The 15745-nt window shown below is 59.5% G+C and carries 17 protein-coding genes; 5 read left to right on the top strand and 12 right to left on the bottom strand.

Annotated features, from left to right (window positions below; genetic code table 11):
- Position 1: 1 nt before the first annotated feature.
- From CLAC_RS03915 to CLAC_RS03900, 4 genes are all read right to left on the bottom strand, one after another.
- Complete coding sequence (locus CLAC_RS03915) at positions 2-892, bottom strand: 5-oxoprolinase subunit C family protein (RefSeq protein WP_053411788.1); 891 nt, start codon at positions 890-892, stop codon at positions 2-4.
- A 16-nt stretch (positions 893-908) separates the two neighbouring features.
- On the bottom strand, positions 909-1562 hold the full coding sequence (locus CLAC_RS03910) for a 5-oxoprolinase subunit B family protein (RefSeq protein WP_053411787.1): 654 nt from the start codon (positions 1560-1562) through the stop codon (positions 909-911).
- A 68-nt stretch (positions 1563-1630) separates the two neighbouring features.
- Positions 1631-2404 carry a LamB/YcsF family protein gene (locus CLAC_RS03905; RefSeq protein WP_053411786.1) on the bottom strand — a complete coding sequence of 258 codons (774 nt, stop codon included), beginning with the start codon at positions 2402-2404 and terminating at the stop codon, positions 1631-1633.
- Positions 2405-2482: 78 nt separating this feature from the next.
- A complete protein-coding gene (locus CLAC_RS03900) occupies positions 2483-3631 on the bottom strand; it encodes an NRAMP family divalent metal transporter (RefSeq protein WP_245621963.1) in 1149 nt (382 codons plus the stop codon).
- A gap of 216 nt (positions 3632-3847) precedes the next feature.
- On the opposite strand from CLAC_RS03900, the gene CLAC_RS03895 reads away from it, so the two are divergent.
- Positions 3848-4531 carry a GntR family transcriptional regulator gene (locus tag CLAC_RS03895; RefSeq protein ID WP_082313090.1) on the top strand — a complete coding sequence of 228 codons (684 nt, stop codon included), beginning with the start codon at positions 3848-3850 and terminating at the stop codon, positions 4529-4531.
- Here CLAC_RS03895 and CLAC_RS03890 read toward each other — a convergent pair.
- A complete protein-coding gene (locus CLAC_RS03890; protein WP_053411783.1) occupies positions 4528-5562 on the bottom strand; it encodes a bile acid:sodium symporter family protein in 1035 nt (344 codons plus the stop codon). The genes CLAC_RS03895 and CLAC_RS03890 overlap by 4 nt on opposite strands.
- Positions 5563-5713: 151 nt before the next feature.
- On the opposite strand from CLAC_RS03890, the gene CLAC_RS03885 reads away from it, so the two are divergent.
- Positions 5714-6679, top strand: a complete 966-nt coding sequence (locus tag CLAC_RS03885; protein ID WP_053411782.1) for an NADP-dependent oxidoreductase — start codon at positions 5714-5716, stop codon at positions 6677-6679.
- A gap of 314 nt (positions 6680-6993) precedes the next feature.
- Positions 6994-8460, top strand: coding sequence for an amino acid permease (locus tag CLAC_RS03880; protein WP_245621962.1), 1467 nt, complete (start codon positions 6994-6996; stop codon positions 8458-8460).
- Here CLAC_RS03880 and CLAC_RS03875 read toward each other — a convergent pair.
- Genes CLAC_RS03875 through CLAC_RS03845 form a run of 7 tightly spaced genes read right to left on the bottom strand, consistent with a single transcriptional unit; the run spans position 8433 to position 13496 of the window.
- On the bottom strand, positions 8433-8957 hold the full coding sequence (locus tag CLAC_RS03875) for a hypothetical protein (RefSeq protein WP_053411780.1): 525 nt from the start codon (positions 8955-8957) through the stop codon (positions 8433-8435). The two genes, CLAC_RS03880 and CLAC_RS03875, sit on opposite strands and share 28 nt — an antisense overlap.
- Positions 8958-8975: 18 nt before the next feature.
- A complete protein-coding gene (locus tag CLAC_RS03870) occupies positions 8976-9398 on the bottom strand; it encodes a hypothetical protein (RefSeq protein ID WP_156324766.1) in 423 nt (140 codons plus the stop codon).
- On the bottom strand, positions 9365-10075 hold the full coding sequence (locus CLAC_RS03865) for a metal-dependent transcriptional regulator (RefSeq protein WP_082313088.1): 711 nt from the start codon (positions 10073-10075) through the stop codon (positions 9365-9367). Before CLAC_RS03865 ends, CLAC_RS03870 begins: the two co-directional genes overlap by 34 nt.
- Positions 10076-10078: 3 nt before the next feature.
- Positions 10079-10897 carry a metal ABC transporter permease gene (locus CLAC_RS03860; RefSeq protein WP_053411778.1) on the bottom strand — a complete coding sequence of 273 codons (819 nt, stop codon included), beginning with the start codon at positions 10895-10897 and terminating at the stop codon, positions 10079-10081.
- Positions 10890-11735, bottom strand: coding sequence for a metal ABC transporter permease (locus CLAC_RS03855; RefSeq protein WP_053411777.1), 846 nt, complete (start codon positions 11733-11735; stop codon positions 10890-10892). The genes CLAC_RS03860 and CLAC_RS03855 overlap by 8 nt, the downstream gene beginning before the upstream one ends.
- Positions 11725-12387 carry a metal ABC transporter ATP-binding protein gene (locus CLAC_RS03850; RefSeq protein WP_053411776.1) on the bottom strand — a complete coding sequence of 221 codons (663 nt, stop codon included), beginning with the start codon at positions 12385-12387 and terminating at the stop codon, positions 11725-11727. Before CLAC_RS03850 ends, CLAC_RS03855 begins: the two co-directional genes overlap by 11 nt.
- On the bottom strand, positions 12384-13496 hold the full coding sequence (locus CLAC_RS03845; protein WP_053411775.1) for a metal ABC transporter substrate-binding protein: 1113 nt from the start codon (positions 13494-13496) through the stop codon (positions 12384-12386). The genes CLAC_RS03850 and CLAC_RS03845 overlap by 4 nt, the downstream gene beginning before the upstream one ends.
- 165 nt (positions 13497-13661) lie before the next feature.
- Here CLAC_RS03845 and arsC point away from each other — a divergent pair, with 165 nt between their 5' ends.
- Complete coding sequence (gene arsC / locus CLAC_RS03840; protein ID WP_053413248.1) at positions 13662-14006, top strand: arsenate reductase (glutaredoxin); 345 nt, start codon at positions 13662-13664, stop codon at positions 14004-14006.
- Between the two features lie 203 nt (positions 14007-14209).
- Positions 14210-15607 carry an MFS transporter gene (locus tag CLAC_RS03835; protein ID WP_245621961.1) on the top strand — a complete coding sequence of 466 codons (1398 nt, stop codon included), beginning with the start codon at positions 14210-14212 and terminating at the stop codon, positions 15605-15607.
- Positions 15608-15745 lie beyond the last annotated feature (138 nt).

The raw sequence follows: 15745 nt of genomic DNA, 5'->3' as shown, positions 1-15745 counted from the left end.
CCTATGTATACGCCGTCCTGACGCGACGGAATTGCACCTTCGCCCCGGGAACCAATTGCCCAGCCCTCGACAGCGACGGCTCAGTCAAAACACCGATGACCGGATAACCACCCGTCGCCGGATGATCCGGACCGAAAATAATTGGTTGTCCCGACGCGGGGACCTGAATCGCCCCCGGAACCATTCCTTCACTGGCCAGCTCATGTGTCACTTGACGCTCAAGAGCACTACCGCTCAGCCGAAGCCCGACCCGGTTAGCCTCCTGCGTCACAGTCCACGTTTCGTGGAAGAATTCATACACGCTTTCCGACGTGAACCAGTCCGACCGAGGGCCCGGCACAACATCGAGACGGGCAGCCTCGCTCGACCAGTGCGGTGCCGGATAGATTGCGATGGAGGAACCCGTCGAATACTCAGGGTCGCCGACTTCCAGCACCTCGCCGGCGCGCAGCGGCGCCGGACCGAGCTTGCCGAGAGTGTCGCAAGAACGCGAACCCAGCACCTGCTCGACGTCAATCCCGCCGCGAATTGCGACGTATCCCCGCAAGCCTGCATCGAAGGTTCCAAGCCGGACAATCGCCCCTGCTCCGACCACGATTCGACTGTTCATCGACGTCTTGATGACCTTGTCGTCTTGCTCGACAGTCACCTCGCCGTGAGCTCCCGCGAAGGAGACGATGGCCCCCTGCGCGAGACGAAACTCTAGCCCGCCGACGACGCACTCGAGAACCGCCAGACTCTCCTCATTCACAACCATGCGGTTGGCCGCTGCCGCCGACTCACGGTCAAACGCGCCAGAGGTGCTCACGCCCAGGCTTCCCTGCCCCGCGCGCCCTAAGTCCTGCACGGTCGTCAAAACGCCGGGCCGAATAATTTCAATGGAATTTTTCATCTCTTCCGACCCCTTTCTATACCGCGCGTCCCGAGCCGATCGCTTCAAATTGCACCTGTGCCCCCGGTTCCAGTAGCGCCGGATTGGGCCTGCTCAGGTCCCACATTTCAACATCGGTATGCCCCAGAAGCTGCCAGCCTCCGGGCGAATCAATCGGATACACGCCCGCGAACTGGCCCGCCAGCCCGACCGACCCCTTCGGCACCCGGGTACGCGGCGTCGACAAGCGGGGAATATCGAAGACTTTCGGCCACCCATCGCCGCCCGCGCGCACCATGTAGTAGAAGCCCGGTGCGAAGCCACCGAAGGCTGCGGTCCACGGACGCTCGCAGTGCCAATCAATCAGCGCCTGGGGACTCATCCCCAGCGTCCCGGCCAGAGGCTCGAGGTCGGCGCCGTCGTAATGAACGGGAATCTTTACTGTCTTTCGCTTGCCGACGGTGTGCCCTTGCGCATCGCCTCCGCGCAGCGCAGCTTCCACCGCGCCGAGATAGCGACGAGCAGGTCCTTCAAAGCGGAGCAGAAGTGTCTGAGCGGCGGGAACTCGGTCAACAAGCCCCTCGATCTCGACCGCTGCAGCGTGCGCACGAAGCACCTTCGCCAATGGATTGGATGACGAGGAATAGTCGATGAGCAGTGCGTTGGTTCCCATCGGGCGAATTTCGGCCATGGTGAAGGCTAATCCTTTCTTTTCGCAGGGTCACAATCACGGCGGTCGATGAGATCTGCGAGTAAGGGCTAAGTGTCGGCAGCGACGGTGACCCCGGCGTCGACAAGCCCCTGGCGAATCTTGCGGGAGAGCTCGACCGCTCCGGGGGTATCGCCGTGCAGGCAGATGGAGTCAGCCCGCACGGCTAGAGGAGAACCGTCATAGGCAGTAATCGGCTCCCCGTCAGCCATCGCGATAACACGCTTGACGACGGCATCCGGGTCAACAATGACAGAACCTTCGAGCGCTCGCGAAACCAGCGTTCCATCCGGGTTGTATGCCCGGTCCGCGAAGGCTTCACGAATCACGGGAAGGCCTGCATCGAGGCTAAGCCGTTCGATGACGGATCCCGGCTGCGCCATAATCGCTAGGTTGTCGCCGCAGGTGGAACGTGCGAGGAGGAGCGCCTCCACCACTGCGGCAGCCTGCGTTTCGTCCACAGCGATTCGGTTGTACAGGGCTCCGTGGGGCTTGACGTAGGAGACTTCCGCGCCCGCCGCCCGCGCGCAGGCAGACAGGGCACCGATCTGATAGAGAGTTTCGGCTCTCAACTCTCTGTGTGAGTAGTCCATCCGACGGCGGCCAAACCCCGCGAGATCGCGGTAGGCCACGTGCGCGCCGATGCGAATTCCTCGAGCAGCCGCAGCCTCGCAGGTCTCCACCATGACACTGGCGTCACCGGCGTGGTAACCGCAGGCGATGTTCGCACTGGTCACGATATCGAGAAGGGCGATATCGTCGCCCATCGTCCACGAGCCAAAAGCTTCTCCGAGGTCAGAGTTGAGATCGATAGTGGCGCCCATGTGCACTGCCGTTCCTTCCTGGTGAGAATTACTAAATGTTTTTAAGCCCCGATTTTGGCGGACGTAATCTGCTCGAGGCTACCCAAGCATCTGGAACACTCCGCCGAAAGAGCGCCATGCGAGGAACCAGGCCACTGCGACACCGAGGATGCCGATGGCCGCCAACCACTTGGGGTATTTATAGCCGTTCATAAGGTCGGACCGAAACAGCGCGATGTAAAGCAGAACGGTGACACCGATTGGAAGCACCAGCCCGTTGAAGGCACCGGCAAAAACCAGCAGCGTCGCCGGCGCGGTGCCTATAATGCCGAAGAGCAGCGTCGAGATTGCAATCAGGACAATCGTGACCGTGTTCTGCGTCTTGTTATCGCTTCCCGACGAACGGGTCAGAAACGTTGCCGAGGTGTAGCTAGCACCCACAATCGACGAAATGCCCGCGGCCCACAGAACCACGCCGAAAAAGCGCATGCCCAAATCCCCCGCGGCAGCCTGGAAAGCTTCGGCTGCCGGGTTACCCTCCGTGTTGAGAACCACGCCTCCAGCAACCACGCCAAGGACTGCGAGAAAAAGTAGGAACCGCATAACCGCGGTGACGATAATGCTGGTGACGGACGAGCGGGTGGTTTGCGCTAGATGCTCCACGCCACCGGCGCCCGAGTCGAGCATGCGGTGGGCGCCAGCGTAGGTGATGTAGCCGCCGACGGTGCCACCGACCAGCGTGATGATTGCCAACAAATCAATCGTGCCAGGCATGACCGTATTTTTCAGCGCCTCCCCTACCGGTGGGTTCGAGCTAAAAGCCACAATTGCCGTGACCAGAATCATCACGGCACCGAGCACAACAAGGGCCTTGTCCAGGGCCATCCCCGCTCGGCGAGACAGGAAGAAGCCGATGGCGACGATCGCAGTGACTATACCGCCAATCTTGGCATCGATGCCCAGCATTGCATTTGCGCCAAGGCCCGCGCCACCGACATTGCCGATGTTGAAGACCACGCCACCAACGACAACTAATATTGACATAAACCAGCCCAGCCCAGGCAGCACTGCATTGCCAAGCTCTTGTGCGCGACGCCCGGAGACAGCAATAACCCGCCAGACGTTGAGCTGAATCGCGATATCGAGAAGGACCGAGATGAGGATGGCGAAGGCGAATGCGGCGCCAAGTTTTGCCGTAAAGGTTGCGGTCTGAGTAAGGAAGCCGGGTCCAATCGCGCTAGTTGCCATCAGGAATACAGCGCCTAGCAACGCAGCTTTTCTGGCTCTAGCCTCCGTTGAGTGCGATGCTTTCTTCTCTTCTACGGGCTGAGAGTCTTGAATGTTGTCCATATTTGTGAGCCCTATCCAACGAAGCGACTAATCCAACAAAATTGTTGAACAATATTTCTTGCATGATAGGCCGTGACGACCGACACTCCAAAGCTGTTAAGTAATCTGGGTTACATGAGCACCCCCGAACGCCCATGCGGCAATGTCGGTTTCAAAACCGAAAGATCTCCGCTCCATCGCCCGTCAGTAGCAAGTGTCGCAGCTTCTACCCTGCGTAGGGAGATTTTGGACGGTAAGCACTTTAGTGGCGAACAGCTGCGGGAAACGCAGCTCGCTACCCGTCTGGGTGTCAGCCGCAACACCATCCGCCAAGCATATCGGACACTCGAGATGGAAGGGCTGCTCACCCACAAGCCCCACCATGGGGTCTTTGTCGCAAGTTTTAACCTGCAGCGAATCGAAGAGCTCTACGCATTCCGGCGCAGCGCTGAGTGCGGCGCCATCCTATCCCTCGACGGACCTCGAGCACGCCATCTCGGCTCCCACCTCACCGAAATCTTGCAGGACGGTTCTCGGACACTAGCCGAACGTAACAATGCCTTCCATCTCAGCATTGCGGCTGCATCACAGTCCCCCGAGTTGTTCAACACAGCCGAGTCAATTCAGGCCCAACTCCGCTTGTGTTTCCTTTCTTGTCCCGAGGCTGAAGGCCTGCATATGCGCTTCGCCGAACACCACTGGCCGATAGCACAGGCCCTCTCCTCCAGCCAGATAGCCCGCGCAACAAAGCTCCTGCAGGCTTACCACGCCGACTCTTTCGATGCTGTCACCAAAGCCCTGGGACTTCGCGACGCTTAAACGCCAGCCTCGCTTGACGCATTCGCGCCGCTAGCACGTGACCTGCGCTCAGCAGCATCGTTGTGGCCAAAGCGGCGGTAGTACATGGCTAACAAGCCGCCGGAAATGTTGTGCCATACGCTGAAAACAGCACCGGGCAGAGCTGCCATTGGCTCGAAATAGGTTGCGGCCAAAGTAGCTGCGAGGCCGGAGTTCTGCATGCCCACCTCGATTGACGTAGTGCGCGCAGCGCGTTCGCCTACGCCAAACAGTCTTGCTCCCACATACCCAAGGACAAAGCCAAGGGCGTTGTGCAAGACGACAACCAATAGCACCAGCAGCCCCGCCTCGACGAGTTTGTCCGCAGAGGTCGACACCACCGCCGCTACGACAACGGCGATCCCCGCGACAGACAACCACGGAAGGATCGGTAGTACGCGGTCAATTGCGCCACGCAGGAGCATGCGCACAACTATGCCTCCCACAACTGGAACCAGCACCATTTTGACAACGGACATTGCCATCGCCCCACCGGAAACCGGCAGATATTCTCCGGCCAGCCACAACGTCAGTACCGGAGTAAAAATGGGAGCAAGAAGTGTCGATATCGATGTCATCGACACCGACAACGCCACATCTCCCTTGGCCAAGTAGGAGATCACGTTCGAGCTAGTTCCGCCCGGCGCGCAGCCAACCAAGATGACACCGACCGCCAGCGCAGGATGCAAACCCAGAACCTTCACCAGCGCTATTGCTACGGCAGGCATAATGACAAACTGAGCGAAGACACCGAGCAACACCGGCAACGGTCGTTTTACGACGAGGGCAAAATCTGGAACGGTCAGAGTCAATCCCATCCCGAACATAATTAGGCCGAGCGCGACGCTAATGTAGGGCACGATAAACGTTACTGCTCCAGGTGCGAGAAAGCCCAGGAAGAATGCAGCCAAGATGATGAAGGGGAATACCACGATGGCCCTTCTGGCTGCGCGGTCTTCTTCCGAATTGTCCGGGTGGATGGACTGACCTTGCTGAGCGTTAGCGCTATTCATGGCCGTGAATTCTACGCCACTGCACAGACCGTTCTATGCAACGGAGCTTCTGCGGGGGCAACGGTACCCACGCCCTTGAGCCACGTTAAAAAGTGAGCAGCCACAGCAGAACCTGTCTCGGCGGCGGCTGACAACGTCTACACTTGCGGACATGCCCGCAAATACTGATAACGCATACGCGATGACCATTGCGGAATTCGGGTCCGCAGACGTCCTTTCGAAAACACCAATCGAGCCCGCGCAGCCCGGTTCCGGCGAGGTCCTTTTCAAAACCACAGCAATCGGCGCAAACCCGCTCGACTACAAGATGCGCGACGGATCTTCCGGGCTGAGCAGCAGCCTAATTTTACCTTGCACCCTGGGCCGCGAAGCTGCCGGCGTTGTCCTCGCCGTTGGTGAGGGGGTCACAGAGTTCTCGCCGGGCGATCACGTGTTCGGGATGCGTTCCCATTCAGACATCCGTGGCACCTACGCGACCCACAATGTATTCCCGGCAAGTGGCCTAGTGCAGGTTCCTGAGGGAATGGACGATATCACGGCAGCCGGCATCGCCCTCGCCGGCCTGACCGCCCAGATGGCAGTCGAACAGCAGGCAAAAGTCTCCGAGGGGGAGACAGTTCTCATCCATGGCGCCGGTGGCGGCGTAGGCCAGCTCATCACCCAGCTCTGCTTGGCCCGAGAAGCGAAAGTTTATGCCAGCGCATCGGCGCGGCACCACGACAAGCTAACCGGGTTCGGCGCCCAACACATCGACTACACAGCAGAAAATGTCTTCGACGCAGTTCGCGCCGAAAGTCCCGACGGCATCGATGTCGTCATTGATGCCGTCTACTTCGATACTTTCATTCCCTCTCTGGATATCCTTCGCCCCGGCGGGCGCATCGTCGTCCTGCCTTCCCTCGCGGATCTCACTCCCGCTAAGGAGCGTGGCATCGAGGCCCAAATCCCCCTCATTTCGAACGTGCCCAGTATCGTCGAGGACATTGCTACCCGCATCTGCCGGGGAGAGCTGAAGATACACATAGGCCGGACGGCACCGCTAACTGACGTTGCCGAGGTGCACCGAACTCTTGAAGAGGGCCACGCGGATGGAAAGATTGTTCTCACCGTCGACTAACTATGCTCCTTTCCCCCCCCCCCAGGAATTGTCTGGCTACTACCCAGTGAATTGCACTAATACCAGTGGTTTGATTGCGCGATTTCTCACACATCGGCAAGCCGTTTAGGCGAACTTTTGGCAATTAAAATTGCTCGTAGCATATTGGTGTGGGCGCCCCATGGCGCAGTAATCCACGTCGGAAAGCGCTAGATTCATGGAGTTCGGCGCCCACAAAGTGCCAGTTGGCGGTTGTGCGGACCTTCGCCGAGTGGCCAAATTTTGTGCTTCCCGCCATGAGTCGCCCCTGTTTAACAGGAGTACTCACAATGAGTATGTCTAAAACTCCGGCCACAGATAAGGCGGATGCCGGCTATAGCAAGGGCCTGAAAAACCGCCATATTCAGATGATTGCCATCGGCGGCTCAATTGGTACCGGCCTTTTCCTCGGCGCTGGCGGCAGAATTTCGCAGGGCGGCGCCGCCCTGGCCATTTCCTATGCGCTATGCGGCGTGATTGCGTTCATCATGGTGCGCGCGCTGGGTGAGCTGTCCATCCGCCGGCCCTCCTCCGGCGCATTTGTCTCCTACTCGCGCGAGTTCACGGGAGAAAAGGGCGCCTACCTCACCGGCTGGCTCTTCTTCCTGGACTGGGCGACGACGGTTATGGCGGACATCACCGCAGTCGCGCTCTACCTGCACTACTGGCCCTCGTTCCAAGCTATCCCGCAGTGGCTGCTGGCCACGATAGCGCTGGCCGTGGTGCTGGTCCTCAACATCCTGTCAGTAAAGGCGTTCGGCGAATTCGAATTCTGGCTCGCCCTCATCAAAGTCACCGCAATTCTCGCCTTCATGGCTATTGCAATCTGGGCGATTGTGACCGGGGCCAGCGTCGGCACACACACTGCCGGTGTGCACAACCTGACTGAAAATGGTGGCTTTTTCCCGATGGGCCTAATGCCGCTGGTCACCCTGTCCCTCGGCGTGGTCTTCGCGTTCGGCGGAACAGAGATGGTCGGCGTCGCTGCGGGCGAGGCCGAGGAGGCCAAGCACATCCTACCCAAGGCGATTAACTCCATGATCTGGCGTATCGCATTCTTCTACGTGGGCTCCGTAATTCTGATGATTATGGTCCTGCCTTGGAACGCCTACTCGGCGGACGAGTCGCCGTTCGTGACCTTCTTCTCCGGCATCGGCATCCCGCACGCCGGCGATATCATGCAGGTCGTCGTGCTAACCGCCGCACTGTCCTCCCTCAACGCCGGCCTGTACGCCACCGGCCGCACGCTGCGTTCCCTCGCGGTTGCCGGCGAAGCCCCCAAGATTGCCTCCAAGCTCAACAAGAACCAGGTTCCGATGAACGCCATCCTGCTCACCGCGGTGCTCGGCCTGATTGGCGTGATGATTAACTATGTCTACCCCACGAAGGCCTTCGAAATCGTCATGAACCTCGCCGGCATCGGCATCGCAGGTACCTGGATTTCCGTGCTGGTTTCCCACTGGGTGTTCATCCGCCGCACGCAGCGCAGCGTAGACTCACTCGACGCCGCCGCGGCCGCCCTCCCCGGCGTCGGCGAGCAGCGCCCGTCCTACCGTCTGCACTTCGCACCATGGACGAACCTGATTGCGATTGCGTTCCTGGTGATTGTGATTCTGTCTATGTGGTTCGATGCCAGCGTGGGCCGTCCGACGATTCTCATGTTCGTCGGAATCTGTGTCCTGTTGGTCATCGGCTGGTACGCAGTCCGCGGACGCATCCGTGGCGACCTCATGGATCACGTGCTTGACGAAGATCCCCAGTAGCGCTCGGTCAGAGTTGCCCAGAGCTGATCCGCGTCCTCGATGACGTCGACCAGCTCTTCTTTGTCTGCGTCCTCGGCATTTCCGATCGCCGCCCGGAGGCTTTCCGAAACACGCTCCGCCCGCGTCAGATCCGCCCTGAGTTGAACCAGCTCGGGCGTTGCCTGCCCGCTGGAAAACGCCTCGCGAAACGCTGTGCCAATGCCCATGGTCCTGGCAACAGCGTCCCATTTGGACATGATCTCGTTCAGCCGGTACTCGGACTCAGTCGCGATAGAGACCAGTTCCGCGCGGCTTAGCTCTGCCAACCTCTCCGCCTGCCGACGCTGCTTCACCCTCGACCAGGAATCGACCGCGAGCCCCAGGGCGATGAGTACGCCAACTATTGGAATAATGAACTGCAGCAGCCACAGGGCGGCTCCGACCAGCCACATCAGCGCGCCTAAGAAGATTATTATCAGGAACAACCAGACGCAGCCGTTAGATGACCCCTTGCTCATACCGCTAGATCGCCTCCCCTAGAGATCCAAAAGCCCGACTGCGCCAAGGTGGCTGAGGTAAGCCAGGGCGAAACTCAGGAACACCACGGAAGCCGCAACGACCGTCATGCCGATTGCCTGGCCCGTCGTGCGGGAGGACTCCGCCAGCTTCCGCTCATGGGCAATGAGCGCTTTCATCTGGCCCGAGGACTCCGCCAACTGCAGCCGTGCGTGGTCGATCCGAGCCTTCTTTTCCGCAGGTGTCAGCGCAATGCCCCCGAAGGGGACGTCGGGAAGCTCCGCGCTGGAAAAAGCTGCGGCACGCGTGCGCTTCACATCAGCAAAGCTAAAAGCAGGGGCCTGGACGGTATTATTCGGCCCCTGTAGCGTCTTTGTCGCACGAACATAGGCCCGCGCGGTGGCGCGAGTTAGCTCTCCCGAGGAGTCACCTTGATTGCCCATAGTGCTGAGTCTGCCACATGGACGGACTGGCCTGCAGCGGGCGTCTCACCGTCCCCCACCGCGACGGCTGAAACAATGGAGAAAACACGCATTCCCGCATACGGGGCCTGCTCCGCGCGCAGCACCGATCCCGGTCCCACGCCTGCCGACGCCAGGTAACGCAGCAGCTCCGGGTCCGAATCGCTGATGCGGTCCACGACCACAACATCGCCGACGGGAATATCGGTCAGGTCGGTGTGCACAGCAGCGTCAATCTCGCCGGCCTCGCTCGGAATCGGATCGCCGTGCGGGTCCCGCTTAGGATGCCCCAGCAGCGCGTCGATGCGCGAGATGAACTCATCCGACACTGCGTGCTCGAGCTTTTCAGCTTCGGCGTGCACTTCATCCCAGGTGTAGCCGAGCTTGGAAAACAGGAAGCACTCGATCAGACGGTGACGGCGCACCATAACCATGGCGACATCATGGCCCTTCTCCGTCAGGCTAATTCCCTGATAGGGCTCATGCATTACGAATCCCCGCGAGGCGAGCTTCTTGACTGCTTCGCTCGCGGTGGGCTTCTTCTCGCCCATGCGATCTGCGACATCGCCGAGCGTCACCTTCTTACCGGTGCGCTCGTGCAGATCCCAGACCACCTTCAGGTAGTCCTGGGTCTTCTCGGGTAGGTCCTCCACGTACATTCCTTAGATTTTAGCGTTATTGCGCGTCGACGCAATTTTGAGGGGGAGGTAAAAAGCCCCAGCACATGCCCCTATACACCCGCCGACTGACAAGTTTGCCCACACTGCAACGCCCAGGCCGGTAAGCCCGATGGCAATCCCCAGAAGCGGAGCAAGAATGAAAAGAAGTTTCGTGTTTGTGACCAGCCCAACCAGGGCCGCCGCAGGAGCTACCAAAAGCGCGATGGACAAGATTGTGCCCACTGCGGGAATCAGCGCCACCAGGGTCACCATGATCATCGCGCTGACCAGCGCCTGGGTGCGTCCCGCCGAGTGCGCCACCGCATAGGCGCTGCGGTCGAACGTAAAGAAGACCAGGAAACGCCACCTCGCCACGACAATAGCAAGCACTACCGCTAATAGGATGCCCGACAGCGCGATATCCACGCCGTCGACGTTTAGCACGCTTCCCACCAGGAAGCTATCGACTTTTACAGGCAGCGGCGAGAACCACTTGTTGAGGAAGTACCCCAGCGCGAATCCGAGCGTAAGAACAATGCCGGCCGCCGACGCCGTGGTCCCAACTCGTGCCAAACCGAACAGCGCACCTATCGGAATGCACATGAGCAGTGCACCCGCGAAAAGGAACACCGAAATCCACGAGTGGTTTAGCCCCAGCGCCGCCGCGATGACGACACCGATAACCGCACCGGGAAACGTGGCGTGCGTAATTGCCTCGGCGAAAAACACCTGTCGGTTGAGCACCGCAAACACGCCGACCAGCCCGGACAGCGCCCCTACCAGGACTAATTCGATAATCGGGAGTAACAGGATATCAGCCACGGCGACGCTCCCCTACGCGATCGCGCTGCACCCACCGCAGTCCCAGCGCCACAAAATACAGGGCGACCGCCGTCAGAGCCACAACTGCTTGAGGCGAAACCGGGCCAAGCGGAACCAGCGCCATTCCGACGACGCCACTGAGGCAACCAATGACGATTGCAACCGGAATCATCGTCGTCACGCGGGAAGAAACCAGGCGCGCCGCCGCACCGGGCACAACCAGGTAGCCCACCACCAGCAGTACTCCCACCGCGCTTGCCGACGACACCACCACGGCGGCAATCGCAGCATTGATGGCGATGTCGATAACCCAAAGGTTGACCCCCGAGGCCTGGGCTCCCGAGCGGTCAAAGGCGACGAATACCTGCTTTCTCCAGGTCACTGCGATGAGAATGAGCGCGACAGCACACACGACGAGCGCGCTGTTGAGACGAGAGTCCGTGACCTCGAGCAGGCGCCCGAACATCAATGCCTCCAGCTGGCCGGACTGATCGCCCTTCTTCAACGACAGGATAACGCCGAGGGAGAAAAAGCTGGTCAGAACAACAGCAACTCCGGGTTCGGACACGCGCGAGCGCGACACAACCGCCAACACGATTGCCACAACAACCGCGAGCGCCGCCGCCGCTGGAATAATCATGTCGATTCCGCCGAATACGGCCCCGGCCACGATACCGGGGAAGATGGAGTGTACCATCGCCTCAGAATTGAACTCGAGACTGCGCAGGTTCACAATCACGCCTACCAGCCCGGAGACGATTCCCAGGGCAATCAGGAGCACTAGCGGTCGGAACATGAAAGGGGCGATTCCGACTGTGTTAGCCAGATCAACCCACATACGCCGGCACCAGATCCTCGGTTGCGCCAAAGCGCGGGGTTTGCGACACGATCAGTGTTTTCTCGCAGGCCTCCTCCGCCAGGACTAGGTCATGCGTGGACGCGATAATCGCGGTGCCGTCGGCCTTTAGCTCGTGGATCAAGTTGAGCAGCATTGCGCGATTTTCGGTGTCTAGCCCGTTAAAGGGTTCGTCGAGAAGCACCAGTTCAGGGCGGGCGACGATGGCACGCGCGAGCAGAACGCGCTGCTGCTGCCCGCCGGAGAGATTCCCGAAACGGACGTTCGCGCGTTCGGCGAGGCCGACCTTGGAAAGCGCTTCCGTGACGCGGTGCTTGCGCTGGCCCAGCATTTGGAAGGGGCGGAGTTCGCGCAGCACGCCCATTGCCACGACATCGAAGGCCGTGACGGGGAAAGTGCGGTCCAGATCCGCCACCTGCGGGACATAGGAAATACGGGTGGCGTTGTTAGTCAGCTCGCCGCTGGACAACCGGACTGCGCCGAGGATTCCACGGAGCACAGTTGTCTTGCCCGAGCCGTTAGCGCCAATGAGCGCTAGGCCCTGCCCGGGACGGACGGCAGCGTTGACATGCTCGACCGTCGCGGGACCACCGTAGGTAAACGCTGCGTCACGCAGGCTGACGAGGTCGGTCACTTGACTCCCTTCGGAAGGTCCGCGACCTTGCCGTCCCAGGCCTCGACCAGGGTGGTGACGTTGTGGACAATCGAGTCGATGTAGGTCTCGCCTGCAGTGCCGGCCGGGCCGAGGGAATCGCCGTAGAGTGCATCGTCACCGACGATGGCCTTCACGCCTGCTGCCTTAGCGATAGCTTCGATGGACTTGGAGTTGTTGGAATTCTCCGCGAAAAGTGCCGTGGCGCCGGAGTCCTTAACGGTCTTTGCAGCTTCCTTGATGTGTTCCGCGGTGGCGTCCTGCTGCTCGTTGAAGTCGGACAGTGCAGCGCCGATGAAGTTGATGCCGAACTCCTTGGAGAAGTAGCCGAACGCGTCGTGGCTGGTGAACAGCACCGGATCCTTGACGGTCTGAATCGACTCGCGGGCCCAGCCGTCGAGCGCATCGAGCTTTTCCTGGTAGCCCTTGACATGCTCGGCGATGTTGGACTTCATGTCTTTGTCGCCGCGCTCATCGGCGACCTTCTCCAGGGCGTAGCCAATGTTGGCGACCTGGACCTTGGCGTTCTTCGGGGAAGTCCACACATGCGGGTCGTAGCGGAACTCGGGCTCTTCGCCCTGCTCCTCCGGCGGGAACGGCCACGGAGCAACGTCGACCTTCTCGATGCCTCGGTCAATCGTGTAATTGCCGTTCGGGGCCTTTTCAATCTGCTCCGGCGCCTTGTCTACGTCGTTGGCGGTGAGAATCCCGCTGGTGACCAGCATGGTCCCCTTGAAGCCGGAGGACTCGACGGCGCTGTCGAGGAAGTGCTCCAGGTCGACACCGTTGACCAGGAGGAGATCAGCGTCGGAAGTAGCGGCCAGCTGCTCGTGAGTCATCTCCAGCTCGTGGGCGCTGGCGTTCGGGGCGAGGAGGCAGGTCAGGTCGACCTCTTTCATCTCCATCTGCTTGACGTAATCACAGATTTGAGTTGTGGAGGCAACGACCTTGATGGCGTCGCCTCCGGACGCGGTCTTGCCCTCGTCGCTTCCACACGCAACCAAGCTAGCGCCCGCGAGCGCGAGGGAAAGACCTGCCGCGGCAAGACGGGCGTACCGGGGGCGCTGAGAAAAACTGTGCGCAGACTTCATTAGCTCAATCTCTTTTCCTGTGAGAACTGGCCGCAAGCGAGACCATGATTCGTATTTTTAACAATGCTTAGCCTAAAGCCCCCATCTATTCTTTTCAACTACGTGAACTTAAGAGTTTTTATGTCGGCCCGTACCACGGAGAGCAAAGTGGGCCATGATGAAAATATGGACGCAAAGATCTACCACAATCCCCACTGCTCAAAATCCCGCCAGGCCCTCGCCACACTCCGAGACGCCGGCATCGAGCCCGAAATCATCAAATACCTCGACACCCCACCCTCCAAGGAGGAACTCTCCTCGCTTATCGACGCCGCGGGCCTGCATGTAATCGATGCCGTACGGACAAAGGAAGCGGAATTCAAAGAACTCGGGCTCAGCAAGGACTCAACCGACGAGGAGCTCCTCGACGCAATGGTTACACACCCGAGACTCATCGAGCGCCCCTTTGTCGTCACCAATAAGGGGGTAAGGATGGCACGGCCCACTGAGAAGATTAACGAGATTCTCTAAAACACGACAAGCATTAATCTTTTTCACATTTACACATCCAAAGAGTCTGTCTGCGAGCAAAGTTAATTCCCTCTTAACCTCTGCTGAAATCGCTGTAAATTCAATGCTGAAACGATACAGCTCTCCGCATCAGCCACTGATTCGGTGGCCGCAAAAACAGCCCCGAAATGGCTATCGCGGACTTCAGCGAAAGGACTCTCATCGTGAGCAGTCAGGGACTCGGTTGGCTCAGCGCGCCTGGGCCAGCAACTCCCCTCCCCCAGGAAAAGATTGCCCCGACATACCGCACATGGCGGTTCAACGTATTCATGGGCATCTTTATCGGATACGCGGGCTTCTACCTCATTCGCAACAATATTCCGCTTGTCTCCGCGGTTCTGGAAAAACACGACCTCCTAGGCGCTGCAGGAATCGGCATCGTAGCCAATGCCGTCCTCTTCTCCTACGGCCTGTCAAAGTTCTTTATGGCCATGCTGTCAGACAGGGCGAACGCAAGGTATTTCCTGCCACTTGGACTCGCACTCTCCGCAGTTATGAACCTACTGATTGCGTTCATACCTGCGATTAGTGCTTCCGTCGCCATCTTCGCAACCGTCATGTTCATCAACGGCTGGTTCCAAGGTATGGGCTGGCCGCCCTCTGGACGCGTCGTGGTCCACTGGTTCTCGACGTCGGAACGCGGCACCTTGATGTCGATTTGGAACACCGCCCACAACGTCGGCGCTGCAGTCGGCGGCGCCCTGGCCGCCTGGGGCCTACAGGCTTTTGCAACATCCGAAGCCGACTGGACCCCTGCCTTTTGGCTGCCCGCCATCGTTGCTCTTGTAATCGCAGCCGTGGCCTACCTGCTCATCAGGGATAATCCCCAGTCCATGGGACTTCCTCCGGTCGAGGAATACCGCAACGATCCCGACAAGGTTGAAGGCAACGACAACGAGGTCAAGGAATCCTGGTTCGCAACCATTAAGAACCACGTTCTGACCAACCCGGTCGTTGTCATGCTGGCCCTGGCCAATGTGTTCGTCTACGCACTGCGCTACGGTGTGCTCAACTGGATCCCGATTTACCTCACCAACGAGCTCCATAAGACCAACGTCACCGGCGGAATCATCGGCTTTATGCTCTACGAGGGCGCAGCCATCGTGGGCACCCTGCTGTGCGGCTGGGTCTCCGACAAGGTTTTCAAGGGCTGGCGCTCCGGCGCTGGCATGCTCTTCCTAGTCGGAACCGGTGTCACAATCTTCGTCTACTGGCAGCTACCGGCAACGGCCCCTCTGTGGATGTTCTACGTGCTCATCTCCCTCATCGGCGCACTGATTTACGGCCCAATCATGTTGATTGGCCTCCAGGCTATTGACCTCTCGCCAAAGTATGTCGCGGGAACTGCCGCTGGCTTTACCGGCCTTTTCGGATACCTTCTCGGTGCGACGCTCGCCTCCACCGGCGTCGGTCTCCTCATCGACTACGCAGGCTGGGACGTCACATTTGCGACGCTCATTGGCGTCGTCGTCGTTGCCTTCGTTCTGATGATCTTCGTCGGCAAGTACGAGCGGGATGTGATGCGCAAGGCCGACGCTGCTCGCACCTCGGCTACTCAATAGCCTCTCCTACACCCCCACCGCGACCACTGTTTTCACTCCACACGGGTGAACGGTGGTCGCATTTTTATAACCGTTGTAAGTTTCAACATTTCCGATGCCCTATACTTACCGCTTATACAAACTGAGTATCCACTAAAA

Source organism: Corynebacterium lactis RW2-5 (assembly GCF_001274895.1).
GTDB classification, from domain to species: Bacteria; Actinomycetota; Actinomycetes; order Mycobacteriales; family Mycobacteriaceae; genus Corynebacterium; species Corynebacterium lactis.
The sequence above is the reverse complement of the archived record's forward strand: the minus strand, read 5'-3'. Positions and strand labels throughout refer to the sequence as shown.